General features: G+C 61.1%; 23 protein-coding genes and 2 riboswitches. Of the genes, 9 read left to right on the top strand and 14 right to left on the bottom strand.

Features of this window, described 5'->3' with window-relative positions:
* Positions 1-6: 6 nt before the first annotated feature.
* The 5 genes from B9Z50_RS18150 to B9Z50_RS07655 all read right to left on the bottom strand — a co-directional run bounded on the left by B9Z50_RS18150 (position 7) and on the right by B9Z50_RS07655 (position 3,974).
* Positions 7-273, bottom strand: coding sequence for a DUF2971 domain-containing protein (locus tag B9Z50_RS18150; protein ID WP_158270645.1), 267 nt, complete (start codon positions 271-273; stop codon positions 7-9).
* A 289-nt stretch (positions 274-562) separates the two neighbouring features.
* Positions 563-937 (bottom strand): DUF350 domain-containing protein, encoded by a 375-nt coding sequence (locus tag B9Z50_RS07670; protein WP_199221688.1) that lies wholly within the window; start codon positions 935-937, stop codon positions 563-565.
* A gap of 8 nt (positions 938-945) precedes the next feature.
* A complete protein-coding gene (locus B9Z50_RS07665; protein ID WP_108363053.1) occupies positions 946-2,061 on the bottom strand; it encodes a glutathionylspermidine synthase family protein in 1,116 nt (371 codons plus the stop codon).
* A gap of 3 nt (positions 2,062-2,064) precedes the next feature.
* Entirely contained in the window at positions 2,065-2,625 is a 561-nt protein-coding gene (locus B9Z50_RS07660; RefSeq protein ID WP_108363052.1) for a hypothetical protein, read from the bottom strand.
* Positions 2,622-3,974 carry a saccharopine dehydrogenase NADP-binding domain-containing protein gene (locus B9Z50_RS07655; RefSeq protein ID WP_108363051.1) on the bottom strand — a complete coding sequence of 451 codons (1,353 nt, stop codon included), beginning with the start codon at positions 3,972-3,974 and terminating at the stop codon, positions 2,622-2,624. Before B9Z50_RS07655 ends, B9Z50_RS07660 begins: the two co-directional genes overlap by 4 nt.
* Positions 3,975-4,353: 379 nt before the next feature.
* Between B9Z50_RS07655 and B9Z50_RS07650 the strand changes: the two genes are divergently transcribed.
* Positions 4,354-4,701, top strand: a complete 348-nt coding sequence (locus tag B9Z50_RS07650) for a hypothetical protein (RefSeq protein ID WP_108363673.1) — start codon at positions 4,354-4,356, stop codon at positions 4,699-4,701.
* A gap of 60 nt (positions 4,702-4,761) precedes the next feature.
* Here B9Z50_RS07650 and B9Z50_RS07645 read toward each other — a convergent pair whose 3' ends face one another.
* Positions 4,762-5,550, bottom strand: coding sequence for a DeoR/GlpR family DNA-binding transcription regulator (locus B9Z50_RS07645; RefSeq protein WP_108363050.1), 789 nt, complete (start codon positions 5,548-5,550; stop codon positions 4,762-4,764).
* A 124-nt stretch (positions 5,551-5,674) separates the two neighbouring features.
* On the opposite strand from B9Z50_RS07645, the gene B9Z50_RS07640 reads away from it, so the two are divergent.
* Positions 5,675-7,381 carry a glycerol-3-phosphate dehydrogenase/oxidase gene (locus tag B9Z50_RS07640; RefSeq protein WP_233249805.1) on the top strand — a complete coding sequence of 569 codons (1,707 nt, stop codon included), beginning with the start codon at positions 5,675-5,677 and terminating at the stop codon, positions 7,379-7,381.
* Between the two features lie 40 nt (positions 7,382-7,421).
* Here the strand turns inward: B9Z50_RS07640 and aroQ are convergent, their stop codons facing one another.
* The gene (gene aroQ / locus B9Z50_RS07635; RefSeq protein WP_108363048.1) at positions 7,422-7,859 is read right to left on the bottom strand and encodes a type II 3-dehydroquinate dehydratase; all 438 of its coding nucleotides are present in this window, start codon (positions 7,857-7,859) and stop codon (positions 7,422-7,424) included.
* A 186-nt stretch (positions 7,860-8,045) separates the two neighbouring features.
* On the opposite strand from aroQ, the gene B9Z50_RS07630 reads away from it, so the two are divergent.
* The 5 genes from B9Z50_RS07630 to B9Z50_RS07610 are packed head-to-tail and all read left to right on the top strand — an operon-like array spanning position 8,046 to position 11,177.
* Positions 8,046-8,702, top strand: a complete 657-nt coding sequence (locus B9Z50_RS07630; protein WP_108363047.1) for a DsbA family oxidoreductase — start codon at positions 8,046-8,048, stop codon at positions 8,700-8,702.
* 9 nt (positions 8,703-8,711) lie between these two features.
* On the top strand, positions 8,712-9,335 hold the full coding sequence (locus B9Z50_RS07625; protein WP_108363046.1) for a histidine phosphatase family protein: 624 nt from the start codon (positions 8,712-8,714) through the stop codon (positions 9,333-9,335).
* Entirely contained in the window at positions 9,332-9,712 is a 381-nt protein-coding gene (locus B9Z50_RS07620) for a thiol-disulfide oxidoreductase DCC family protein (RefSeq protein WP_108363045.1), read from the top strand. Before B9Z50_RS07625 ends, B9Z50_RS07620 begins: the two co-directional genes overlap by 4 nt.
* Positions 9,712-10,482 (top strand): formylglycine-generating enzyme family protein, encoded by a 771-nt coding sequence (locus tag B9Z50_RS07615; RefSeq protein ID WP_108363044.1) that lies wholly within the window; start codon positions 9,712-9,714, stop codon positions 10,480-10,482. Before B9Z50_RS07620 ends, B9Z50_RS07615 begins: the two co-directional genes overlap by 1 nt.
* Entirely contained in the window at positions 10,479-11,177 is a 699-nt protein-coding gene (locus tag B9Z50_RS07610) for an SDR family NAD(P)-dependent oxidoreductase (protein WP_370463060.1), read from the top strand. Before B9Z50_RS07615 ends, B9Z50_RS07610 begins: the two co-directional genes overlap by 4 nt.
* Before the next feature lie 22 nt (positions 11,178-11,199).
* Here B9Z50_RS07610 and B9Z50_RS07605 read toward each other — a convergent pair whose 3' ends face one another.
* Positions 11,200-11,511 carry a hypothetical protein gene (locus B9Z50_RS07605; RefSeq protein ID WP_146183179.1) on the bottom strand — a complete coding sequence of 104 codons (312 nt, stop codon included), beginning with the start codon at positions 11,509-11,511 and terminating at the stop codon, positions 11,200-11,202.
* Positions 11,512-11,641: 130 nt separating this feature from the next.
* Positions 11,642-13,438, bottom strand: coding sequence for an ATP-binding protein (locus tag B9Z50_RS07600; RefSeq protein WP_108363042.1), 1,797 nt, complete (start codon positions 13,436-13,438; stop codon positions 11,642-11,644).
* A 140-nt stretch (positions 13,439-13,578) separates the two neighbouring features.
* On the opposite strand from B9Z50_RS07600, the gene B9Z50_RS07595 reads away from it, so the two are divergent.
* The gene (locus B9Z50_RS07595; protein ID WP_108363041.1) at positions 13,579-14,211 is read left to right on the top strand and encodes a LysE family translocator; all 633 of its coding nucleotides are present in this window, start codon (positions 13,579-13,581) and stop codon (positions 14,209-14,211) included.
* A gap of 140 nt (positions 14,212-14,351) precedes the next feature.
* On the opposite strand, the gene B9Z50_RS07590 is transcribed toward B9Z50_RS07595, so the two are convergent.
* Positions 14,352-16,277, bottom strand: a complete 1,926-nt coding sequence (locus B9Z50_RS07590; RefSeq protein WP_108363040.1) for a radical SAM protein — start codon at positions 16,275-16,277, stop codon at positions 14,352-14,354.
* A gap of 152 nt (positions 16,278-16,429) precedes the next feature.
* Here B9Z50_RS07590 and B9Z50_RS07585 point away from each other — a divergent pair, with 152 nt between their 5' ends.
* Positions 16,430-17,599 carry a J domain-containing protein gene (locus tag B9Z50_RS07585; protein ID WP_108363039.1) on the top strand — a complete coding sequence of 390 codons (1,170 nt, stop codon included), beginning with the start codon at positions 16,430-16,432 and terminating at the stop codon, positions 17,597-17,599.
* On the opposite strand, the gene B9Z50_RS07580 is transcribed toward B9Z50_RS07585, so the two are convergent.
* The 4 genes from B9Z50_RS07580 to gcvH all read right to left on the bottom strand — a co-directional run bounded on the left by B9Z50_RS07580 (position 17,580) and on the right by gcvH (position 23,231).
* Positions 17,580-18,062: a GNAT family N-acetyltransferase gene (locus B9Z50_RS07580; RefSeq protein WP_108363038.1), complete on the bottom strand. Its 483-nt coding sequence runs from the start codon at positions 18,060-18,062 to the stop codon at positions 17,580-17,582. The genes B9Z50_RS07585 and B9Z50_RS07580 overlap by 20 nt on opposite strands.
* A gap of 2 nt (positions 18,063-18,064) precedes the next feature.
* Positions 18,065-19,324, bottom strand: a complete 1,260-nt coding sequence (locus B9Z50_RS07575) for a D-amino acid dehydrogenase (protein WP_108363037.1) — start codon at positions 19,322-19,324, stop codon at positions 18,065-18,067.
* A gap of 62 nt (positions 19,325-19,386) precedes the next feature.
* Positions 19,387-19,488, bottom strand: a riboswitch (glycine riboswitch).
* A 10-nt stretch (positions 19,489-19,498) separates the two neighbouring features.
* Positions 19,499-19,588: riboswitch (glycine riboswitch) on the bottom strand.
* 137 nt (positions 19,589-19,725) lie between these two features.
* Complete coding sequence (gcvP, locus tag B9Z50_RS07570) at positions 19,726-22,632, bottom strand: aminomethyl-transferring glycine dehydrogenase (RefSeq protein WP_108363036.1); 2,907 nt, start codon at positions 22,630-22,632, stop codon at positions 19,726-19,728.
* Positions 22,633-22,865: 233 nt separating this feature from the next.
* Positions 22,866-23,231, bottom strand: a complete 366-nt coding sequence (gene gcvH, locus B9Z50_RS07565; RefSeq protein WP_108363035.1) for a glycine cleavage system protein GcvH — start codon at positions 23,229-23,231, stop codon at positions 22,866-22,868.
* Between the last annotated feature and the right edge of the window lie 10 nt (positions 23,232-23,241).

The raw sequence follows: 23,241 nt of genomic DNA, 5'->3' as shown, positions 1-23,241 counted from the left end.
TGTTCATTAAGTACCATTGCGATTTTTTTCTTTTTCACTGTTGTCGTATACGCATTTGAATATCTTGCAGGTAGGGTATTTTATTAATGCAAATTCAAGTATTTTCTCAATATTAAAGTGAATGCAGTAGCCTTGGTTTCCTGGGCAATAACCTCTCCATTGACTCAGTAAATCTGTTTGCTCGGAAAAAGAGCAAGTAAATATTGATTCAGAACTGTAAAGCTCAAGGTTAGTGAAAGTCTTTTCTATTTCAGTAATGTATAAATCGTACACATTTGCGAATTTTGATGTTCGATCAAACTTCTCTTTCGATCGTATTATTACTTTCCTGGCCAAATCCAATGCATGCTAAAATTCATGTTCATCATTAAGGAATTTTATATTGGTAGCCCACAGAGCTTCATTTTCCAAAATTCCAATTAAAGATGTTGCTGTGGTGTAGTGTCCGTATGTCATGAGTTCGTATATTTTTAATATTATTAAGGAGGTTTGGTGCTTTTCCGTGCATCAATTAAATTGTGATTTTTTGATAATTAATATGAGGATGGTTGGTTTTGATCGATCAACTGATACACACCGCATTCAACACCCCCGTCGCCACCGACATGGCGCACAAGAAGATCGCCGGAGCGGTGTGGCCTTGTTCGATGGCGGGGGCGAAGCGGCGCAGCAGGGTAAATACGGCGATTTGTGCTGCGCCGGTGATGACAGCCCACTTGATCATTTCCAGCAGGTCGTGTGTGAGGTAGATGGCTGCGGCCATGGGCAGGGCAAAGCCGATGCAGGCCCCGGCCAATGAGATGGCGGCAGCGGCGTTGTCTTGTTTGATCAGTTCAAACTCGTTGTAGGGCGTCACGCGCACGTACACCACCAAAAAGGCGCCCAGCAAGAGCAGGGCGGCCACAAAGTACTGGAGGAAGGCGAGAAAGGCTTGCATGTTGGGGCTCATTCAAAAAAGTGGGGAACAAACTGGCTCATGTTGGTGGTGACAGGGCGGGTGTCTTCGCGCAGGCACATGCCCGCTGCGCTGTCGCCCACGATCCACGAGCCGATGACGGGGTAGCGCCCATCAAATTGCGGCATGGGGGCCAGGGCTTGGTACACAAAACCTTCCGCGCCATAAGGCCCTTCGGCTCCGGCGCTCATGCCCTGCGGGGTGTGCAGCTGCACATTGGCCCCTTCGCGTGAAAACATGGGTTTGCGGGCGTAGTGCTGCAGCCGCCCGGGCTCAAAGTAGGCGGGCAGCAGGTTGGGGTGGCCTTCAAACAGTTCCCACAGCACGGGCAGGATGCCTTTGCACGAGAGCACCGCTTTCCAAGCTGGTTCAATGAACCGGGTTTGGCTGGCCGCTATGTGCAGGCCAAAAGGCTCTTTGAAGATCCATTCCCAGGGGTAGAGCTTGAACAGGGTGGTGATGGGCTTTTGCGCCATGTCCACATAACGCTGTTGTGCGTTGTCCCAGCCGATGTTTTCCAGGGTGATGTGTTCGGCGTGCAGCCCGGCCTGCAAGGCGGTTTCGATCAGGTAATGGGTGCAGACCCAGTCTTCTTCGTTGTCGTCGAGCGAGGCGATGTGCAGCGGACCTTGCACACGCAGCTGTTGCCAGCGCTCAACCAGGCGTTCGTGCAGTGAGTTGAATTGGTCGGCTTTTGGAAACACATCTTGCAGCCAGTACCACTGGGCCACGGCCGATTCGAGCAGCGAGGTGGGCGTGTCGGCGTTGTATTCGAGCATGCGCGGGGGCGAGTTACCGTCATACGCCAAGTCAAAGCGGCCATACAGGCTGGGCTCGCGCTTGTGCCATGAGGCTTCGATCAAGGCGTGCGCGTGTAACGGAAAACCCAGGTGTGCCAGCCGTCCTTGGGTGATCACATGACCGACCGCTTGCAAGCACATGGCGTGCAGTTCTTCGGTGGCGGCTTCGAGTTCGTCGACCTGCTGGGCGTTAAAGCGGTAGCAGGCGGTTTCGTTCCAATAATCATCCCAGGCGTGAAAGGACAGGCCAATCGCTTCGAGCTTGGTGGCTTTGTCGGGCCGTGGGGTCAGGGTCAGGCGCTGCATGGCTTAGCCGCCCCCACTTAGGCCGCGCCCGAAGCTGCCAAAACCACTGCGCACCACGCCTTTGGATGCCGTCATGTGTGTGGGCATGGCGGTGCGGGTGTTGACCGATTGGCTGGCGAATTGGGCACCGGAGGGCGGGATGCGGCTGCCGATGACGGGGCGGGTTTTGCCGCTGGAATCCACAGCCATGGGGTAACCGCCCTGTTCGTTTCGGTACCAGAAATAACGGGGGCCGGAATAGCGGTAACCGCCACCGCCATGAAATCCGCTGGATGACGAGGCGCTGGGGGTGCCCGCCGAAGTCATGGCGTTGGTGCTGTCTGTGGCGGCGTTGCTGCCTGCGTAGCCGCTGCTCACGGTGTCTTGCCCGTTGACGCTGGTGGTGGTCAGGGCCTGTTGGCAGTTTTCGGGCTCATTGCCCCAGTCGCGCTGGCAATCGTCCAAGCTGGCGTAAAAGTCTTGCTTGACTTGAACTTCGGTGTTGGCCGGCGGCTCGTCGCTGCAGCCGCTCAGAGCACCCAGGGTGCCCAGAAATATCAAGGGGACAGAAATGGATCGTTTCATGGTGTGGTGGATGCGATGAAATTCTGAAAGCGCAGATCTGGCCCGGGTTGCCAGTGCGTGTGCGTGCCGCCCACCTGGCCCAGGTAAGGCAGGGCCACGGCCAGCACTTGGTCGCTGTCCATGGCTTCGGCTTCGGTGATGCCTGCGCGGGGGTGGTCCAGCATCCAGGCCACTGCGCCCACAATGCCTGCGGCCACTTGCAAAGTGGTGGCGCTGTTGTGCGGGGCCAAGGTGCGTGCGGCCTCTAGGCTAAGGGTGCTGCCGTACCAGTAGGCACCTGTGCTGTGGCACAGCAACACGCCCAACTCGTCTTGCCCTTGCTGCAAGTCGGCCAGAGGCATCACGTTTTGCGCGTTGGGGGTTTGTTTGTGCTGGCCCAGCCAGTGCGCGATTGACTGGCACGCTTGCGGACAGGGCTGGTAGGCGAAATACACCGTGGGGCGGTAGCTGGTTTGGCCTTGGCTATCTTGCACCGTCAAAAACTCGGCCAATGAAATCGATTCGTTGTGCGTGACCAGCCAGGCCAAGCTGTCGCCAGTTGAGGGCACCCACGACTTGACCTGAACCAGGCCTTGCTCGGGGTGGGGCCAGTAGATGCTGGCTTGCGAGCCTTGGCTGGGGCGCTGTGCGCCTGGGGGCAGGGTGCTTTCGTGGCTGCCCCAGCCCGCTTCGCAGGCTTGGCTCAGTTCGCTGATGAAGCCTGGCACGGACCAAGTGTTGCAAAACTCGCCCGCCGCCACGGGACGGTGGTCGGTTTGTGTGTCACGCTCGGCCACCTGGATAACTTGCACGCCAAGCGCCTGCGCCAAGTCGGCCCAGCGGCCTGGTGTGCAGGGCAGGTCTTGATCGTGCGCGAGTTGCTCCAGTGCCCGTTTGGCCAGGTGAGAGATCAAGCCCGGGTTGGCCCCGTGCGCCAGCACGGCGGTGGCGCGGTCAGCTTGGCGCAGCGCCAGCACTTGTTCGCGTAGCCATTGGTTGGTGGTGGGCTCCAGGCCTTGGTCGGGCTGGTAGCCGCCGGGCCAAGGTTCAATGCCAGTGTCCAGATACAGCACGTCGTGTTGTTGGCACCAGACGATCAGGTCATGGCTGCTGACTTCGACCGCCAGGTTCAGCAACACATCGCCCGCTTGCAAGTGCGCGGCCAGCAGCTGGGCATGGTTGTCGGGTGTGAGGGGCTGCAATTGCAGGGCCATGCCAACAGCCTGCGCCACAGAGACCCCTTCCAGATCGGCTGCCCAAGCGGTGATGCGCGAGGGCTCAACCCCCAAAGCCTGCACCAGCAAAGGTGCCAGGCCTTGGCCGACAGCGCCAAAGCCGATGAGGAGGAAGCGGGGTGCGGGGGCTTTCAAAGCTGTGAGGTGATGACAGATGTGGCGGCTACAGCGCAGGAGAACTGGTGAGTGGAGCCTTCAGACCTTGCTCGGTGTTCTGGCTGTACGGTCATACTTCTGATGGAATAGCACTACTATATTTGAAAAAATAAGCCATAAAGTTCGGTACTTGATCGATTCTTCCCCTCGGTTGTCCGTAGCCTTGCTGCTCATTTTTTGAGCGCATAGCGCCAGCCCAGTCGCCATGCGCCTTGGCGCAGTTGTCCTAGGGTTTATCCACAGGCTTGGGCACGGTGGGTGTGGATGCTTCTTTACACAGTCTCCGCCATGGTTTTTTGAGCGATGTATGACCGCTTTGGTTTTTTTTTGGCGCAAAATGCGCCAAAAGGAGAGCCTCATGTCCGCATCGTCGTCTTCGTCCTCATCTTCGTTCTCATCCGTCAAGTTGTCTTCAGGTTTGGTCAGTCAGGCCCGTGACGCGGCCTCAAGCATGCGCCGTTCGGTGGCCGGCCAGATCGAGTATTGGGCAACTTTGGGCCGCATTGCCGAGGCTTCGGGCTTGACGGTCTCTGAGGCGCGCGAGGCTATCGCGCTCTACGATGTCCGCCAGGCGGCCCCTGCGGATGCCGACCCGCTCGACGCTCTGGAAGCAGATTTTTTGGCCGCAGAAAGCTCGGGCCGTCTGGCGCAGGCCGTTAGGCAAAGTGTTCAGAACCAACAAAGTCCGGTTCTAAAGGACGAATGAACGATGGTTGTGTGGGGTGTCCGTTGGCGGGCGGCCATGTCTGATCTCTTCAACCCCCGTTCAGGCGAGCTCATCCACCTCAGTACCGCCCGAAACTACGCACTTCACCCCCCATTCGCCCATGCGCTCGGCCAGTTCCATGGCAGGGGGCAAGTCGGTAAACAGGGTGTGTACCGCTTGGAGCGGGGCCATTTCGATCATGGCCGGGCGGTCGAATTTGCTGTGGTCAGCCACCAGCCAGACTTGCCGTGACTGGGCCACGATGGCGCGGGCCACCATGACTTCGCGCATGTCGTAGTCGCGCAGGGTGCCGTCGGCGTCGATGCCGCTGATGCCGATCAGGCCAATGTCGACCTTGAATTGGCGGATGAAGGCCAGCGCCGCTTCGCCCACCACGCCCAGGTCTTCATGGCGCACGGTGCCGCCTGCTACCAGCACTTCGCACTGGGGGTTGGCCGCGAGGATGTGCGCCACATGCAGGTTGTTGGTCACCACGCGCAGGCCTTTGTGCTGCAGCAGTTCGCGGGCCACGGCCTCGACGGTGGTGCCAATGTTCATGAACAGGCTGGCACCGTCGGGGATGGCTTGTGCCACTTGCCGGGCGATGTCTTGTTTGGCCTGCGCCTGGGTGCGTTGGCGCTCGGCGTAAGTGGTGTTGCGTGTGGACGAGTCGGCCACCCGCACACCGCCATGAAAGCGCTCGAGCATGGCTGTCTCCGTTAGGCGCTGCAGGTCGCGCCGCACGGTTTGCAGGGGGATGCCCAGCTGTTCGGCCAGGGTTTCGGTTTTGACGCTGCCGTGTTCGCGCACGGCTTGCAAAAGGGACAGTTGTCGGGGATTGAGGGCCATGGCAGTCGCTGTAGGTCAGGGTCGGACACAGTTCTTCAGAATAGCGCAAAAACCGAGCACTTCACAGATACAATCAAAAACGGTCAATTTAGAACAATATTTTTTGATCATTTCAGGAAAATTTGTGGAAAATCCAAGCGCTTGGTCTTCTGATGCCCCCCGCGTGAACGCCTCCGGTGCGCCCACTGAACCCGATGCCCCGTGGGATGTGTTGGTGGTCGGTGGTGGTGCAACGGGCTTGGGGGTGGCCGTGCAGGCTGCGCTTCAAGGCCAGCGCGTGACCTTGCTGGAGGCGGGCGATTGGGCCTGTGGCACCTCGTCGCGCTCAACCAAGTTGCTGCACGGCGGCGTGCGATACCTGGCGCAGGGGCAATGGCGGCTGGTGCGCGAGTCCTTGCGCGAACGCGCCACGGTGCTGGCCTTGGCCCCACATTTGGCCCAGCCTTTGTCTTTTGTGGTGCCCGGGGCCAGTTGGCTGTCTTGGGCCTGGACGGGCATGGGCTTGAAAGTCTACCAATGGTTGTCTGGGCGCTGGAGCTTGGGGCGCACGGTGGCCTTATCGCGCCGCCAGTTGCTGGCGCGTTGCCCGGGCGATGCTTCTAATGGCGTTGCAGGTGGCACTGCAGCCGTGGCGGGCAGCGCTGGGCCGCAAAACACCTGGGTGGCGGGTATGCGTTACTGGGATGCACAGTTTGAAGACGCGCGCCTGGCCTTGGCGCTGGCCAAGACGGCTCGCCGCGCTGGGGCCAGTTTGCACAACCACGCCCGGGTCACGGGTTTGCAGCGCGAGTCGCAGGGCTGGCGGGTGCAGTGGCTGGACGAGCGCAGTGGCCAAACCCGCGTGAGCCTGGCCCGTTGTGTGGTCAATGCCACCGGGGTCTGGGTCGATGGTTTGCGCCACATGGCCTTGTCGCCCAGCAGCAGCACCCGCAGCGAAGGCACCCCAGTCAAGCCACTGGTCACGGCCAGTCAGGGCGTGCACCTGGTGGTGGCCCGCGAGCGTTTGCCCATTCGCGAGGCGGTGTTGATTCCGCGCACCGCCGATGGCCGTGTCTTGTTTGCCGTGCCTTGGCTGGGGGCCACCGTGATTGGCACCACCGACACCCCCTGCGCCGACGCGCCGCAAGAGCCCGTGCCCATGGCCGAGGAGCTGGAGTTTCTTTTTCGCGAAGCCCGCCAGTCGCTGGGCGTGAGCTTGAGCAGGGCCGATGTGCTGAGTGTCTGGGTCGGTTTGCGCCCCTTGGTGGTGCAGGGCGCAGCGGCTGCGGCAGGCGGGTCGACCAGCCAAATGTCGCGCGAGCACCTGATTCGCCGCGAAGCACCGGGTTTTGTGACGGTGACGGGCGGCAAGTGGACCACGTACCGCAGCATGGCCGAGCAAGTGATGCAGGCACTGGCCGAGCACGGCGACCTGGCCGCAGGGCTGGGCGTGGCCCCAAGTCCGGTGAACACCGCGCTGCACCGCTTGGTGGGTGCGCCGCCAGTTGATTCAGCGACCACCTCAGTCTCGGCGGCATACTCGCGTATCGGCGACGCCCCCGGTTTGCATTTGTGGGGCACCGAGGCCGAAGAGGTGCTGCGCTTGCCCGGAGCCGGGCTTGACCTGGGCATGGGCCTGAGCGAGGCCATGGTGCGCTTTGCGGCCCGCCATGAATGGGCATTGACGGTGGAAGACATGCTGGCTCGCCGTTGGCGTGCGCTGTTCCTCGATGCCCGGCAAGCGGCCCGCATGGCACCTGCTGTGGCCGCCTTGCTGAAAGAAGAAACCGGACTTGACCCCCGGCTTGAAGCGTTTTTAGAGCTGTGCCATCGTTACACCCTGGCAGATTGATTCACGGACTAGCGCATGCTAGGCGCTGTCAACCTGAGGTTCAGGCTTGTGCCGCCGAGACCGCAGCGCGCAGGCCCAGCAGGTAGCTGTCTACCCCAAAACCGGCAATCTGGCCTTTGGCGATGTCAGCGATCACCGAGTGGTGGCGAAAGGCTTCACGGGCGTGGATGTTGGACATGTGCACTTCAATGATGGGGCACTTGAGGATCGCCAGCGCGTCGCGGATGCCGTAGCTGTAGTGCGTCCAGGCCCCTGCGTTGATGACCACCGCCTGCACGCCTTCGCCGTGGGCGCGGTGAATGCGTTCGGCCATTTCACCTTCGAAGTTCGTCTGAAAGCACTCGACTTGTGCACCCAGGGTTTGGCCCAGAGCGCTCAATTGGGTGTTGATCTCGTCCAGCGTGGTTGTGCCGTACTGGGCCGGGTCGCGTTTGCCGAACATGTTCAGGTTGATGCCGTGCAAGACTAGGATGTTCATGGGGGGTCTCTATCGCTCGATGGATCATGGGCATTGGGTGCCGGATCTGCGATTGTCGGTGATTTGCGGCAATATCCTGTCCATATCACCGTTGTCGATTGGCCCGTAGGTTGAACGCGACGGTTTTGACCATCTCGCTTGGGTCTATCAGCCCCATCGCTTTGAATGCCTCCTTGAAAGCCGAACATGACCGCTTTGAAAATCGATTTTGTCTCTGACATTGCCTGCCCTTGGTGTGCCGTGGGCCTGGGCGCTTTGGAAAAAGCCCTGGAGCGCCTGAACGGCGTGGTGCAGGCCGACCTGCACTTTCAGCCCTTTGAGTTGAATCCGCACATGGGCCCCGGGGGCCAAGACTTGGGCGAGCACCTGACCGAAAAATATGGCTCGACGCCCGAGCAGCAGGCGCAAATTCGCCAGACCATTGCCGCGCGCGGGGCCGAGGTGGGTTTTGAATTTCACCCGGGCGGCCGCGGCCGGGTTTACAACACCTTCAATGCGCACCGCTTGCTGCACTGGGCACAGGCCCAAGGCGCGGGGGCCCAACATGCCCTGAAAAAAGCCTTCTTGGAAGCCTATCAAGGCCGCGCCGAGTGCGTGGAAGACCCCGAGGTTTTGCTAGCGGGCGTGGCGGCAGCCGGGCTGGATGTGGTGGGCGCCCGTGCGGTGCTGCAAAGCGATGAGCACGCGGCCGAAGTGCGCGAACGCCAGCAGTTCTACACACAGGCGGGCATCCGGTCGGTGCCTGCGGTCATCATCAACGACAAGCATTTGATCTCGGGCGGTCAGCCGGTCGAGGTCTTTGAGCAGGCGCTGCGACGCATTGCTTCGGGCGAAGTCTCCTGAGACGTGCGTATGAAACACACTTCGCCAGCCCCAGCGAGTGCGCCGCGCCGCTCGGCCTTGGCCCGTTTGGGGGCGACCCTGGTCGCGCCCTGGCTGACTTGTGTGCCTGGCTTGGCGCACGCGCAATCTTCACAGACTGCGACACGGGCGCAGTTTTTGGCCGTTTGGCGTCAAAGCGGCGGTGTGCTGCTGATCCGCCACGCAGCCACCGAATCGGGGGTAGGCGATCCGCCGGGTTTTGTGATCGGCCAGTGCCGCACACAGCGCAATCTGAGCGAGGCGGGGCGGCAAGCCTCGCGGCAATTGGGCGCTTGGCTGCAAGCGCAGAGTTTCAAACCCGACGCCGTGCGCAGCAGCCAGTGGTGCCGCTGCCAAGACACGGCGCGGTTGGCTTTTGGCGCTTACGAGGATTGGCCCGCGCTCAACAGCACCTTTGCTGGGCAGGGCGATGCGACGGCTCAACAACTGGCTTTGCGCGAGCGCTTGCAAGCGCTGCCTGCCGGGCGCACCGAGGTATGGGTGACTCACCAGGTCATCATGACCGGATTGACCGGGGCCTACCCGGGCTTGGGTGAAGGCTTTTTGGTGGACCGGCAGGGCCGTTTGTTGGCCCGAGGGGACTTGGCCGGATGAGCACACTCCACCACTTGACGGTTTACTTTGACGGCTCATGCCCCTTGTGTCGGCGCGAAATAGCGATTTATCGCCGCTTGCCCCAAGCGGCCAGTGTGGACTGGGTGGATGTGAGCTCCGGGGCCGAGTTGGGTTCGCTCAGTTGTGCGCAGGCCATGGCGCGTTTCCATGTTCGAGACGCGCAGGGCCGCTTGTTCAGCGGCGCGGCGGCGTTTTCTCAGATGTGGCGTCTGTTTCCGGGCTGGCGATGGCTGGGTTGGTTGTCGGCCTGGCCGCCCATGTCATGGGTGTTTGAGGGGGCTTACCGTTTGTTTTTGCCGCTTCGCCCGCGCCTGCAAAAGTGGGTGCGGCGCTGGGTGGGTGAGGAGAAGGTGTGATGAAGCGGTCAGGTGTTTCTGCGCAGCTGCTGGTCAGCTTGGCCACGCTGGGCTGGGCTGTGGCGCAAGCCCAAACGGGCCCAACTTCGACTGAAAAAGTGTCTGACAGGGTGGCTTTGGGCGACTGGGCCATCGACCGAACCGAAGTCACCATCGGCCAGTTTGAGCGCTATGTACGGGCCACCGGCACCGTGACCCGCGCTGAAAAAGAGAGCGGTGGTTTTGAATACGGCGCAGGCTGGGAGCGCCGCCCCGGCTGGTCTTGGCGCAAGCCCGACGGCGTGGCTCCTGTCAGCGCTGATTTGCCCGCCGTGCATCTGGACTTTGCCGAGGCGCAGGCTTACTGCCGCTGGGCCGGGGGGCGATTGCCCACCGGGGCCGAATGGCAAAAAGCGGGCTTCACCGAGCTGCGCAATGCGCCGCCTGCACCTTGGGTCAAGGGCCGCACCTACTCCTGGACCACGGGCGACAGCCCACAAGGCGCCAACACCAGTGACCCAGACCCTTGGCCGCGGGCCGCGCCCGCCGGGGCGACGCGACAAGGCGTGAATGGCTTGTACGACATGGGGGCCAACGTGTGGGAGTGGACCATCGATGCCCAGGGCAACCAGAGGCGAACGGTGGGGGGCTCCTGGTGGTACGGCGCGTTCAACATGAAGGCGGATGTGCAGGCCTACAAACCGGCTGACTTTTACGCGGTCTACATCGGCTTTCGCTGTGCGTACAACCTTCAACCGCCAAGCGCCAACCCCAGCAAGGCCCGGCCATGATGCACTCCCTGCCCGACGGTTACCGCGCTTTGGTGGTGGGCGCCAGTGGCGCCATTGGCCGTGCCTTGATGCAGCAGTTGCAAAGCGACCCGCGTTGTGCCTTGGCGCTGGGGGTTTCACGCCAAAGCGAGCCGGGGCTGGATTTGTTGGACGAAGCCAGCATCGCCAACTGTGCGCAGGCGCTCGCTGCACAGGGGCCGTTTCATCTGGTTCTGGACGCCACGGGGGCACTCACGGTGGACGGGCGCGGTCCTGAAAAACGCCTGGACGAACTGGATGCATCGCATTTGCTGGCAGCGCTGCACCTCAACAGTGTGGGGCCGGGCCTTTTGCTCAAACATTTTGCGCCCTTGTTGGCAACGGGTCAGCGCGTCATTTGGGGCAAGTTGTCGGCACGGGTGGGCAGTATTGAAGACAACCGCAAAGGCGGCTGGTACGGCTACCGGGCTGCCAAGGCTGCGCTGAACATGCTGCTGCAAACGGCGGCGATTGAATTGGCTCGCAGACGACCTTTGGCGGTGGTGGCCGCCTTGCAGCCGGGCACGGTGCAGTCGGTGCTCAGCCAGCCCTTTGTGGGCAGCGATGCAATGCGCCCTGAAGATTCTGCGCAGCGGTTGCTGGCGGTGCTCGACGCCCTGCAGCCTACAGGGCGGGCCCAGTTTGTGGACCACCAAGGGCACAACATTCCTTGGTGAGCCCATCAGGCCAAGCGTTGGGTCAGGGCACACAATCGCGTACGGCGTTGCCAATCGATGCGGGTGAGATGGGGCCTTCGGTCACGATGGTGCAGGCCGCAGGGGCCAGGAACACGCAGCCACTGGGCACGGGGCTGTCCACTTTTTGACCGTATTGCGTTTGTGCTTGACCGCACAAGGTGGCCGCGTCTTTGCGCATGACCCAGTGCACATGGCTGGGTAGTTTTTTGCGCCAATTCCAGCCCAGTTCGCCCACCGAAGCGCCGAATTCGTAGCAGTCTGCGGGGTCAGATGAGGGGCCCGACGGTCTGCTTGGCGTCTGTGTGGTGTCCACGCTGCACATGTGGGGTAATTCAAAGTCTTCGGCCCGGGCTGGCAGAGCCAGGGCCAGCAGCAAGCCACAGAGGCACGCCAATCGTCCAGCAGTGCGCTGCCCTTTAGCCCCAACCGGTCTGAGCAGGGTGTCACGCGACATAGGACAGGACGCGCTTGACCAGCAAACTGCGGTTGAAAGGTTTGAGAATGCTCTCGTTCATGCCGCACGCCAAGCTCCGCGCCAGTTCGTCTTTGTCGCCGTTGGCTGTGAGGGCGATGATGGGCGTCGAGCGCTGGGGTTCGGGCAATTCGGTGCGGATTTTCCGAGTGGCGGTTTGACCATCCATCTCGGGCATCAGCAGGTCCATCAAAATCACATCGAATCCATCACCATCGCGCACCGCTTCAAAGGCTTTGAGACCGTCTTCCACTTCGGTGACCTGCGCTTGCGGCAGGTGGCGGCGCAGTTGCAAAGACGCAATTTGGCGGTTTAGCGGGTTGTCGTCGGCAATCAGGATGCGCACCACCTTATCGCTGTTGCTTTCTTCCTCAGGCGCGGTCTGGGTGTGTGCGGGAGGTGGGCACAAAGGGCAAGGCAGCAGCACATAGAAGGTGGTGCCCACGCTCAGCTCACTGTGCAGGCCGATGGTGCCGCCCATGGCTTCGACCAGGCCTTTGGTGATCGACAAACCCAGGCCGTTGCCCCCAAATCGCCGGGCAATGCTGTTGTCGACCTGCGAGAAGCTTTGAAACACCCGGTGCTGAAGGTCCGGGGCAATGCCCATGCCCGTGTCGCGCACGGCCAAGCGCACTTGCACGCGGCCCTGGGCATCGTCCGGCATGGCCTGGGCACTGCAGTGCAACTCGATCTCGCCTTGCGCAGTGAACTTGATGGCATTGCCCAGCAAGTTGACCAGAATTTGGGTCAGCCGGTGGCTGTCGCCTTGGACCCATGTGGGCACGTTGGGGTCCACATGCAAGGTGTATTTCAGCGGTTTGGTTTCAGCGCGTCGTTGGAGCAACTGAAAGGCTGTGCTCAAGGTGTCGTGCAGGTTGAAGAGCTCTTTCACGACCTGAAGCCGACCAGCCTCCATCTGGGCGTGGTCCAGCAAGTCGTTGATGATGGTCAGCAGGTGCTCACCCGATTTCTGGATGTCCTCCATTTTGGCGCGCACCTCAGCGTCCAGTTTTTTGTCATGCTGGATCAGGTCTGCCAGACCCAAGATGGCGTTCATCGGCGTGCGTAACTCGTGGCTGACCGATGCCACGAACAGGTCTTTTTGTTGCTGAGTGTTCTGCAGATTCTTGGTGAGTTGGCGCAATTGACGTCTTTGTTGCTGGGTGCGTTGCATGCGTTCGTTGCGCACATGGTTCAAGCGAAACAACAAGGCCACCTGCATGCCAAAAATCACCACGGCCATCATCAAATGCCAATGGAGCAGGTCCTGCGGCATGATTTGCAAGGCGATCTCTCCGCCCAGCAGGGCGTACACATACAACCCCAAAATCAGCAACCAGCCCGCTGCTAAGCCGGCCACGCGCGCACGTGGCTTGGGGGCCAAAATGGCGGGCAAAGGGGCCAGCGCCAACCAGCTGATGGTGGCCGAATAAATGCCTCCGGTCAGCCAGGTGATGGCAAAGGCTTGTGTCAGTGTCAGCACTTGCAAGGCGGTGATCAGGCGGCTGAGCCGCACGCCTGCAATTCGCAACCCGCCCAGCACGGCCATGGCCAATATGCCCAGCACGTTGGCCAGCAATCCGGCATGGAATTGCAGACCCCATGACACCAAAGCAAATGCGGCATAGCCAATCATGAGGATCAGCAAAAACGAAAAGAACAACCATTCGCGCTCGTTGTTCATGGGTTGACGCCACCATGGACGCCAAAAATTGAGTTCTGTCGAATGCAGCGTGGCATCCGTAGAGTCGAGAGATGTGTGTTGCATGGCATTTAAATGAATACCAAATATTACATTAAATGAAATGACGACTTATCCCCCTCGCTTGATGAACAGCCCGTACGGGATGCTCTGAAGTGCAAGGCACAATCGGTTTCATTTTTAAACGGTTGATTTCGAGGCGCTCAATGGGTTTGCAAACGTGGTGGCTTTTTGTGCTCATGACATTTGTGGTGTCAGCCACCCCGGGTCCCAACATGCTTTTGGTCATGAGCCACGGTGCGCGTTTTGGTCTGCGCTCGGCCATCTGGACCATGGCGGGCTGCATGACGGCCCTGATCGGCATGGTCAGCATTTCAGCAGCAGGTGTGGGCGCTTTGCTGCACAGTTTTCCAGCGGTTTTTGATGCGCTGCGTTACCTGGGTGCGGCCTATCTGGCCTATCTGGGCTACAACCTTTGGCGTGCCGGGGTGCCCAAGGATGACGTGCCTGTCCATGCTGTTTTGCCCGAGATGGCGCAGCGCAGCGCTGGCTCTCATTACCGGCAGGGACTGGCGGTGGCGGCCAGTAACCCCAAGGCCATTGTGTTTGCGACGGCGTTTTTCCCACAGTTCATTCAGGCCGATCGGCCAGCGGGCCTGCAGTTTGCGGTGTTGTTGATCACCTTCACCGTCATTGAGGTCGGCTGGTACCTGATTTACGCCGTGAGCGGTCACAAGCTGTCGCGCTTTTTGCAGCAAGCCCATGTGCTGAAAAACTTCAACCGCATCACCGGTGGTGTGTTCGTGGGCTTTGCAGCCATGATGGCGGCCAGCCGCTGAAATTTTCAGGGCGTTGCCACAGCCTGCTGGGGTTTACCCCCATGAGCTGTGCGCCAATCTGTGGATAAGCCCATGAACAAGCCCTGAGAGCCGCATGCCTGAAGGCTTGGCACGCGATGCCTGTTATTTAGGCATCGGGCCTAGCCCAGCGCTTTGGCAATCTTGTGGCGCGGCACGGTGGTTTTGGGGCATTGGCCTTTGGGCAGCTCAAACCACTGGCGCACATCGTTCTCGACCCCTACGCCGTGCATGAAGTTGTAGATGGCTTTTTTGAGGCCCTGGCCCAAGAGGTCGTGGTCCACACCTGGGGGCATGGGGGTCGGGTCGACAAATCCCACATCGTTTTTGGCAAAAGTGCCTTCGGGCAGGGGCAGCAGCGTCACGCCGTAAGTCTCGGGGTTTTGTCCCACGGGCGAATGCACGGTGCAGACAAAGCGGTGAAAAAAGCCGCTGTGGATGCAGCCGTTTTCAAACAGCTGGCGCACGTATTCGAGCGCGTCCACCGTGTCTTGCACAGTTTGTGTGGGAAAGCCGTACATCAGGTAGGCGTGCACCAGCACGCCCGCGTCGGCAAAACCTTTGGTGACTTGCGCCACCTGCTCGACCGAGACGCCTTTTTTCATCAGGTTGAGCAAGCGGTCAGAAGCGACCTCCAGCCCGCCCGACATGGCGATGCAACCGCTTTGGGCCAGCAGTTCGCACAGCTCGGGCGTGAAGGTTTTCTCAAAGCGGATGTTGCCCCACCATGAGATCTGCACGCCCCGGCGCAGCAGCTCCTCGGCCAAGGCTTTCAGGGCTTTGGGTGGCGCGGCTTCGTCTACAAAGTGAAAACCGGTTTGCCCCGTCTCGGCCACGATTTGCTCGATGCGGTCCACCAGCGTGCTGGCCTGTGCGGTTTCGTAGCGGCTGATGTAGTCCAGGCTCACGTCGCAAAAACTGCACTTTTTCCAGTAGCAGCCGTGCGCCACGGTGAGTTTGTTCCAGCGCCCGTCACTCCACAGCCGGTTCATCGGGTTGAGCATGTCGAGCAGCGACAGGTACTTATGCAGCGGCAAACCATCCCAAGTGGCCGTGCCCACCTCTTCAAAGGGGATGTCGGGCTCAGTCAAGTTGATGTACTGCACCTGACCTGCGTCGTTGCGCACAAAGGTGCGCTGAAGGCGCTGCATGCTGCGCTGGCCTTGCAGGTGTTCGATCAGGCTGAGCAGCGGGCGCTCGCCACCGTCCAGCGTGACGAAATCGACATGGTCGAAAACTCGCGCGTCTTTGAGCTCACGCAGCTCGGTGTTCACAAAGCCGCCGCCCAGGCCAATGCGGATCTGCGGGTGTGAGCGTTTGATGCATTGGGCGATGCGAAAAGCCGCATAGACCGAGCCGGGGAAGGGCACCGACAGCAACACCAGCGTGGGCTGGTGCCGAACGATGGCCTGAAGCGTCAGGCGCTCCAGCGTGGTGTCGATCAGGTTGGGAGGCTCAGCCAGAGCTTCGGCCAGCGCGTCAAAGCTGGGCTGGCTCGCAGCCAGGCGTTCGGCATAGCGCACAAATTCAAAGCCTTCGTCTACGGCGTCGCGCAGCACATCGGCCAGGTCGTTCAGGTACAGCGTGGCCAGGTGACGGGCGCGGTCGGTTTGGCCCAGGGCGCCAAAAGCCCAGCCAATCGGGTCGCCCGTGCCATCGTCGTCATACGCGTCGAGCGCCGCAAAACGAGGGCCTTCGGGCAAAAAGCCTCGGCCGGCGATGCGGTGGCTGAGCGTGCTGTCGCGGCCCTGCAAAAAGGCAATCACCGGGTCGATGCTGACGGCGTAGTCGTTGAAGTGGTCGAGGAAAAAGTTCACCGGGCCCGAGCGGTCTTCGACCGGCAAAGCCAGCGCCGCGTCGCGCAAATCGGTCAGCCCTTTTTTGTTCAGCAAAGCCAGCACGGTGGCCAAAGCCAAATCTTCTTGCACCGCTTCGAAACCCCGCGAACGCAAAAAACCCGTCAGGTAGGCCGTGGACGGGTAGGGGGTGTTCAGTTGCGTCATCGGCGGGATGAGGCTCAAAACTTTGAACGGGGTCGGACTGGGCATCAGGCAGTTGGGTTTCGAAAGGGTGGGGTGGATTATCAACGGGCTCAGGCTTGTCCGCCTGTATGGATGGGCGTACTCGCCCCCAGGAACTGGCTTTCAGGGCGTTAACATCCAGCTGCCTTGTCAGCGACCGCCCGATCCCATTGCTTGAGATGACCCACTTGCCCCAAACACCCTCCAACGCTGCGCCATCACTTTCTTCCTTGATGGTGCAGTCCAGCGAGCAGGCGCCGCTGACCGCCGCACAGCAGCGCTTCAACGACTTGCTGGCCCAGATTGAGCGGCTATCGGGGCAACTCCAGCGACTGCAGGCGTGGTCTGACCGCCACCGTTATGCGCACATTCAGGCCTTGCGCGAGTCGGTTCAGTTGGCGCAGGCGCACCGCAAAAGTCTGCTGCTCTTTGTGCACGAGCGCCTACAAACAGCAGACTTCACTGACCGCCAGCAACGCATGGCGCGGGGACTGGTGCGCGGCTTGATCGACCAATTGGTCGCGAGCGCCGACCCGCAAGTGCAGGCTCTGGCCGATTTGTACGTGAGCGAAGAGGACACCGAAGAAGCTGCCCAAGAGCAGGCCGAGGCGGCGCAGCGCTTGCGCGAGCGCATCGAAGAAGCCTTGGGCCAACCCTTGGAAAAACCCAGCCAGTACCAGACGCCCGAAGAAATGATGGCTGCGGGCATGCGTCAGTGGCAACGCCAGCAGCAAGCCGATGAAGAGCGCAAGGCTGCCAAGCGTGCAGCCCGAAAAGCGCAAAAACAGGCCCAAAAGAAAAGCGCTGCCGCCGAGAAAGGCGAAGTGCCTGCGGCGTTGATGCGCGAGTTGGATGCCAAAAGTGCCATCCGAACCCTCTTTCGGCAACTTGCCAGCGCCTTGCATCCCGACCGTGAGCCTGATGAACAAGAGCGTGTGCGCAAAACCGGCTTGATGAGCGAGGTCAACGCCGCTTATGAAAAAAACGACCTGACCACTTTGCTGCGCCTGCAAATGCAGTTGACGCAAGGTGCATCCCAAAACAAGGCAGGCGCGGCACGCATGGCCGACGACAAGTTGATCGCCTTGTCGGTATTGCTCAAGGAACAGGTTTCGGCGCTGCAGGACGATCTGGAGGCGTTGCAAAGCCGCTTGAGCCAAGAGTTGTGTGTGTCGGTGCGCGCCGATGCCGATGAAGGCTTGCTGACCCAGTCACTGCAGCGCATCCAGGCCGACCAACGTTACTGCGCCGAGAGCTTGGCGACCGATTTGCGCCGGATTCAAAACGATGCCGAGCTCAAGCGCTGGCTCAAAGAGCAGTGGCAGCTGGCTAAAGCCACTTCTGCATGAAGCTCGCCTGGCCCGCGGCGGGGTCGAGCGCGTAGGGCTCAAAGCCAAAGCCCAAGTAACTTTTCAAAGCCCGCGTGTTGCCCGTCAGCACTTCCAAGGTCAGCTTGCAGCAGCCGCGATCTTTGGCGTGTTGCTCGGCCGCCGCCAGCAAAGCCTGACCCACCCCCGCGCCCCGGTGGCCCGGCAGCACGGCGATGTCGTGGATGTTCATCAAGGGCTGCGCCTTGAAGGTCGAATAGCCCTCGATGCAGTTGACCAAACCCACCGGCGCATCGTCCAACCAGGCGATGAAGCTGGCCGCATCGGTGCGAGCGGCCAGGTCATCGCACAAGCGCGCTTTCACATCCTGCGCCAATGGCTCGCTCCCGCCCATCGGGTCTTGGGCATAAGCGTCCAAAAGCATCACCAAGGCTTGGCGGTGCTTGGGGTTTTGGTAGTCAACGGGCAGGACGTGAAGGGTCATGGTCAGGCGGTGGCAGGGGTCATGAAGGAGCGCACATTGTCCTGCATAGCGGCCATGACATGCCCTGCCAGTTGGTGCGCTGTGATGGCGCTCAGCGTCCAGCCCAGGTGGCCGTGGCCGGTGTTGTAGAACACGTTGGCCTTTTTGCCGGCACCCACGCGCGGCAGCATGTTGGGCATCATCGGGCGCAGGCCCGCCCAAGGCTCGACGCGGCGTGTGTCCACACCGGGAAAGCACTGGTTGACCCAGTTGACCAGCGGCTTGATGCGGTCGGCGCGGATGTTGAGGTCAATGCCGTTGAACTCGGCCGTGCCCGCCACGCGGAAGCGGTCTGCGCCCAAGCGGCTGGTGACCAGCTTGGTCTCATCGTCGAGCAGGCTGACCTGCGGCGCGGCGGCTTGGCTGGCTTCGTCGTTCAAGCCCACGGTGATCGAATAGCCTTTGACGGGGTAAATGTTCAAGCGGTCGCCGAGCTGCGCGGCCAGGCCCCGGCCATGCACGCCCGCGCAGATCACGATGCCGTCAAAAGTCAGGGTTTCAGTCAGACCTTGGTGTTGCACCTGCACCGTGGCAGTTTGGCCGTTGGATGCGACATTCAGGACCTGGTGCTCGGTCAGGAGCATCACACCCAGACGTTCACAGGCCTTGGCTAAGCCGAAGGTGAACTTGTGGATGTCGCCTGTCGAGTCACTTTCGGTGAAATAGCCACCGTAATACTGGCCTTGCAGCGTGGGCTCGATGGCCTTCATTTCGTCGGGCGTCACGGCTCGGCGTGGCAAGCCGCCTTGGGCCAGCAGCTTGGAGACTTCGCCCGCGTGGTCAAAGCCTTTTTTGTCGCGGTAGATGTGCAAGATGCCTTCGCGCTTGTGGTCAAACTCAATGCCTTCGGCTTGGGCCCAGGCAAAGTGGTGCTCGCGCGACTCAATGGCCAGCCGGGTCGTGGTGATGGTGTTGTCTTTGTAGCGGGGAATGGCGGCCACGAACTCGGCCATCCAGCTGAGTTTGTGCCAGGTGGGGGCGGGGTTCATGAGCAGTGGCGCGTCGCTCTGAAGCATCCACTTGAGGCCCTTGACGATGGTGGAGGGGTGTGTCCAAACCTCGGCATTGGAGGCGGACAACTGACCCCCGTTGGCATAGGACGTTTCCATGCCGGGGTAGCGGTTTTTCTCAATCAGGGTGACCTGAATGCCCTGTTGGGCCAAAGCGTAGGCGGATGTGACGCCGGTGATGCCGCCACCAATGATGACCATGTGCTTTTTCATAAGGAGTTCTCTCTTCAAACGTCTCAAACAAGTGGACACGCTGCGCACCGGTTGTGCGCAACATGACCCCCTCTGTTTGAAACCTGAGAGATTCACCTCGGATGAGGCTTGCTCCTGCGGTGGAGCCTGGTGACGAACCCGGCTCGCTCTTCAGAGTTTTTGACACGGATGTGTCGACCTGCATCGGTCCTTTGGCCTGAGAGTTTCCGGGGTGGTTGCTCCTTCGGCGCTGTCTGCGGTGACAGTCTCTCCCGATGCGGGTGTTGGTTCTTAAGTTTTGTTCTTGGTGTTGAATGTTTGGGTGACCAATTCATCGCGGTCGGAGACCGCTCCTACCAGTCAGCGCACGCCAAGGCGAAACGCCCACTGTAGGAGCGGTCTCTGACCGCGAAAGGCTCAGATCAGGCGTAATCGCTCAGCGGGATGCAGCTGCAAAACAGGTTGCGGTCACCGTATACGTTGTCGACCCGGCCCACTTGTGGCCAGTACTTCACGCTGCCCGGCACCCGCTGGCCTTGCGCCGCGCCGACTTCGCGGCTGTAGGGGCGGTTCCAGTCGCCGCCCAGCAGGCTGTCTGCGGTGTGCGGTGCGTGTTTCAGCGGGTTGTTGTCTTGTGGCCAGGTGCCGACTTCAACTTGGCGGATTTCCTCGCGGATGGCGATCATGGCGTCGATGAAGCGGTCGATCTCTTCAAGTGTTTCGCTTTCGGTGGGCTCGACCATCAAGGTGTTGGTCACAGGGAAGCTCAGCGTGGGCGCATGAAAGCCATAGTCCATCAATCGCTTGGCCACGTCTTCGGCCATGACGCCGCAGCTTTCCTTGAAGTGGCGCAGGTCCAGGATGCACTCGTGGGCCACATGCCCGTTGTCACCGGCGTACAGCGTGGGGTAGTGGGGGGCTAGACGCTTGCTGATGTAGTTGGCCGCCAAAATCGCCGATTCGGTCGCGTGTTTGAGGCCCTCAGCGCCCATCATGCGGCAGTACATCCAGCTGATGGGCAAGACTGCAGCGTTGCCCAAAGGCGCAGCACTGACAGCGCCCACACCATTGACCGGCACGCCGCCTGTGGCATGACCGGGCAAATAAGGCACCAAGTCTTCCACCACGCACACCGGGCCAACGCCCGGGCCTCCACCGCCGTGCGGGATGCAGAAGGTCTTGTGCAGGTTCAGGTGGCTCACGTCGCCGCCAAACTCTCCGGGAGCGGCCACACCCACCAGGGCGTTCATGTTCGCGCCGTCTACGTAGACTCGGCCGCCGTGTTGGTGCACCAGCTCGCAGAGCTGCTTGACCTGCGTTTCGAACACGCCGTGCGTGCTGGGGTAGGTGATCATGACCGCTGCCAGATTCGCGCTGTGCTGCTCGCACTTGGCTTGCAGGTCGGCCATGTCCACGTTGCCGTTCTCATCGCATTTCGTCACCACCACGGTCATGCCGACCATTTGGGCGCTGGCGGGGTTGGTGCCGTGCGCGCTGGACGGGATCAGGCAGATGTTGCGGTGGCCCTGGCCTTGAGCGCGGTGGTAGGCCTGAATGACCAAGAGACCCGCGTATTCGCCTTGGCTGCCGGCGTTGGGCTGCAGGCTGATGCCTTTGTAGCCGGTGGCTTGGCACAGCCAGTCGCGCAGCTGCTGGTCCAGCAGTTGGTAGCCCTTGAGTTGCTCAGCCGGGGCAAAGGGGTGGACGCCTGCAAACTCGGGCCAGGTGATGGGGATCATCTCGCTGGTGGCGTTGAGCTTCATGGTGCAGCTGCCCAGCGGGATCATGCTGCGGTCCAGCGCCAGGTCTTTGTCAGACAGTTGGCGGATGTAGCGCAGCATGCCGGTCTCGGAGTGGTAGCGGTTGAACACTGGGTGCGTGAGGAAGGCGCTGGTGCGGCGCAGCTCGGTCGGGATCAAGGGCTCGACGCCTTTTTCAAACGCATCGAAGCTGGGCAGGGTCAGGCCCGGGGTGGCCGATTCGGCGGCGAACACTTGCCACAGAGCCTGGATGTCCTCGCGAGTGGTGGTCTCGTCCAGCGAGATCGACACGCTCTTGTCGCAAGCTTTGCGCAGGTTCATGCCGGCGTGCAGGGCGCGTTCGATGAGCGAGGCCGAGGATTCGCCGATGGCGATCCACACGGTGTCAAACGCGGTTTCTTTGCGCAACTTGTAGCCCAGGCTCTGCAGGCCTTGCGCGAAGACGGCGGTGTAGCTTGCCACGCGGCGGGCAATGCGCTTCAAGCCCTCTGGGCCGTGGTACACGGCGTACATGCTGGCGACCACAGCGGGCAGCACTTGCGCAGTGCAGATGTTGCTGGTGGCTTTTTCGCGGCGGATGTGCTGCTCGCGGGTTTGCAGGGCCAGGCGGTAGGCGGGTTTGCCGTGCACGTCCACGCTCACACCCACCAAGCGGCCTGGCAGGGAGCGTTTGTAGGCGTCGCGGCAGGCCATGAAGGCAGCGTGCGGGCCGCCTGCGCCCATAGGCATGCCCAAGCGCTGGGTGGTGCCCACCACGATGTCGGCACCCATCTCGCCCGGGGGCTTGAGCAGTGTGAGGGCCAGCAGGTCGGCGGCCACGATGAGGGCTGCGGATTGTGCGTGGCTTTGCGCGGCATAGCCACTGAGGTCTTCCACCAAACCAGTGCTGCAGGGGTACTGCACCAGCGCCGCAAAGTGTTCGGCGTTCAGCGCTGCGGTGAAGGCGTCGGCGCTCTGCGGCACCAGCACCTCAATGCCCAGCGGTTGTGCGCGCGTCTGAATCACTTCGATGGTTTGTGGGTGGCAGGCGCGTGAGACCACGAAGACTTTGCTTTTGCTTTTGACGGTACGCATGGCCAGTGTCATGGCCTCGGCGGCGGCCGTGGCCTCGTCGAGCATGGAGGCGTTGGCGATGTCCATGGCCGTCAGGTCGGTCACCATGGTCTGGAAGTTCACCAATGCTTCCATGCGGCCTTGGCTGATTTCGGCTTGGTAGGGCGTGTAGGCGGTGTACCAGGCGGGGTTTTCAAGGATGTTGCGCAGGATCACACCCGGCGTGTGCGTGCCGTAATAGCCCTGACCGATGAAGCTCTTGAGCAACTGGTTTTGCTGCGCCATGCTTTTGAGTTCGGCTAGTGCGGCGGCTTCGGTCACTGGCGCTGGCAAGTCCATCGCCTGGGCGCGGGCAATGCTGCGCGGCACGATGGACTCGATCAGGGTGTGGCGTGATGCCTCGCCGATCACGCTGAGCATGTGCTGTTCGTCGGCAGCGCTGATGCCAATGTGGCGGGCGATGAATTCGGACGGGTTTTCGAGTTCGCCCAAGGGCTTGAGGGTGGACATCAGCATGACAGTTCCAGTGGGGTTGAAGATGGATCGCTTCGTGCCTCGCGATGACGGTCAAAGCGCTTGAATTGACGCAGTCATTGCCAGCACGGCGTGGACACTCGGTCATTGCGAGCGCAGGGTCATAACTCCGTCATTGCGAGCTAAGCGTGGGCACTCGGTCGTTGCGAGGACAGCGACGTAACTCTGTCATTGCGAGCGAAGCGTGGCAATCCATGCGGTCAGACGGTGAGCTCTTATTGGGCGGAGAAGGTCTTGTATGCCGTCTCGTCCAACAAAGCATCGGTCTGCGCGGGGTTAGACAGCTTGACCTTGAAGAACCAGCCTTTGCCCAGCGGGTCGGTGTTGGCCAGCGACGGGTCGCCGCGCAGCTCTTCATTGACCTCGGTGATTTCACCGTCCACGGGCATGTAAACGTCGGCGGCGGCCTTGACCGACTCGACCACGCCTGCGACCTCTTTGGCAGCAAAAGATTTGCCAACTTCGGGCAGGTCCACAAACACCACATCGCCCAGCGCATCTTGCGCGTGGTGCGTGATGCCCACGACAGCGGTGTCGCCGTCAATTTGCAACCATTCGTGGTCTTCGGTGTACTTGATCATCTGGGGGCTC

Source organism: Limnohabitans sp. Bal53 (assembly GCF_003063355.1).
Taxonomy (GTDB): Bacteria; Pseudomonadota; Gammaproteobacteria; order Burkholderiales; family Burkholderiaceae_C; genus Limnohabitans_A.
The sequence above is the reverse complement of the archived record's forward strand: the minus strand, read 5'-3'. Positions and strand labels throughout refer to the sequence as shown.

Excerpts from the sequence above, each read along its gene's own strand:
- B9Z50_RS07670 (WP_199221688.1), bottom strand. The coding sequence starts at position 937 with ATGCAAGCCTTTCTCGCCTTCCTCCAGTACTTTGTGGCCGCCCTGCTC.
- B9Z50_RS07615 (WP_108363044.1), top strand. The coding sequence starts at position 9,712 with ATGAAGCGGTCAGGTGTTTCTGCGCAGCTGCTGGTCAGCTTGGCCACG.
- B9Z50_RS07625 (WP_108363046.1), top strand. The coding sequence starts at position 8,712 with ATGAAACACACTTCGCCAGCCCCAGCGAGTGCGCCGCGCCGCTCGGCC.
- aroQ (WP_108363048.1), bottom strand. The coding sequence starts at position 7,859 with ATGAACATCCTAGTCTTGCACGGCATCAACCTGAACATGTTCGGCAAA.
- gcvH (WP_108363035.1), bottom strand. The coding sequence starts at position 23,231 with ATGATCAAGTACACCGAAGACCACGAATGGTTGCAAATTGACGGCGAC.
- B9Z50_RS07600 (WP_108363042.1), bottom strand. The coding sequence starts at position 13,438 with ATGCAACACACATCTCTCGACTCTACGGATGCCACGCTGCATTCGACA.
- B9Z50_RS07665 (WP_108363053.1), bottom strand. The coding sequence starts at position 2,061 with ATGCAGCGCCTGACCCTGACCCCACGGCCCGACAAAGCCACCAAGCTC.
- B9Z50_RS07580 (WP_108363038.1), bottom strand. The coding sequence starts at position 18,062 with ATGACCCTTCACGTCCTGCCCGTTGACTACCAAAACCCCAAGCACCGC.
- B9Z50_RS07595 (WP_108363041.1), top strand. The coding sequence starts at position 13,579 with ATGGGTTTGCAAACGTGGTGGCTTTTTGTGCTCATGACATTTGTGGTG.
- B9Z50_RS07585 (WP_108363039.1), top strand. The coding sequence starts at position 16,430 with ATGACCCACTTGCCCCAAACACCCTCCAACGCTGCGCCATCACTTTCT.
- B9Z50_RS07630 (WP_108363047.1), top strand. The coding sequence starts at position 8,046 with ATGACCGCTTTGAAAATCGATTTTGTCTCTGACATTGCCTGCCCTTGG.
- B9Z50_RS07650 (WP_108363673.1), top strand. The coding sequence starts at position 4,354 with ATGTCCGCATCGTCGTCTTCGTCCTCATCTTCGTTCTCATCCGTCAAG.
- gcvP (WP_108363036.1), bottom strand. The coding sequence starts at position 22,632 with ATGCTGATGTCCACCCTCAAGCCCTTGGGCGAACTCGAAAACCCGTCC.
- B9Z50_RS07590 (WP_108363040.1), bottom strand. The coding sequence starts at position 16,277 with ATGCCCAGTCCGACCCCGTTCAAAGTTTTGAGCCTCATCCCGCCGATG.
- B9Z50_RS07610 (WP_370463060.1), top strand. The coding sequence starts at position 10,479 with ATGATGCACTCCCTGCCCGACGGTTACCGCGCTTTGGTGGTGGGCGCC.
- B9Z50_RS07660 (WP_108363052.1), bottom strand. The coding sequence starts at position 2,625 with ATGAAACGATCCATTTCTGTCCCCTTGATATTTCTGGGCACCCTGGGT.
- B9Z50_RS07645 (WP_108363050.1), bottom strand. The coding sequence starts at position 5,550 with ATGGCCCTCAATCCCCGACAACTGTCCCTTTTGCAAGCCGTGCGCGAA.
- B9Z50_RS07575 (WP_108363037.1), bottom strand. The coding sequence starts at position 19,324 with ATGAAAAAGCACATGGTCATCATTGGTGGCGGCATCACCGGCGTCACA.
- B9Z50_RS07620 (WP_108363045.1), top strand. The coding sequence starts at position 9,332 with ATGAGCACACTCCACCACTTGACGGTTTACTTTGACGGCTCATGCCCC.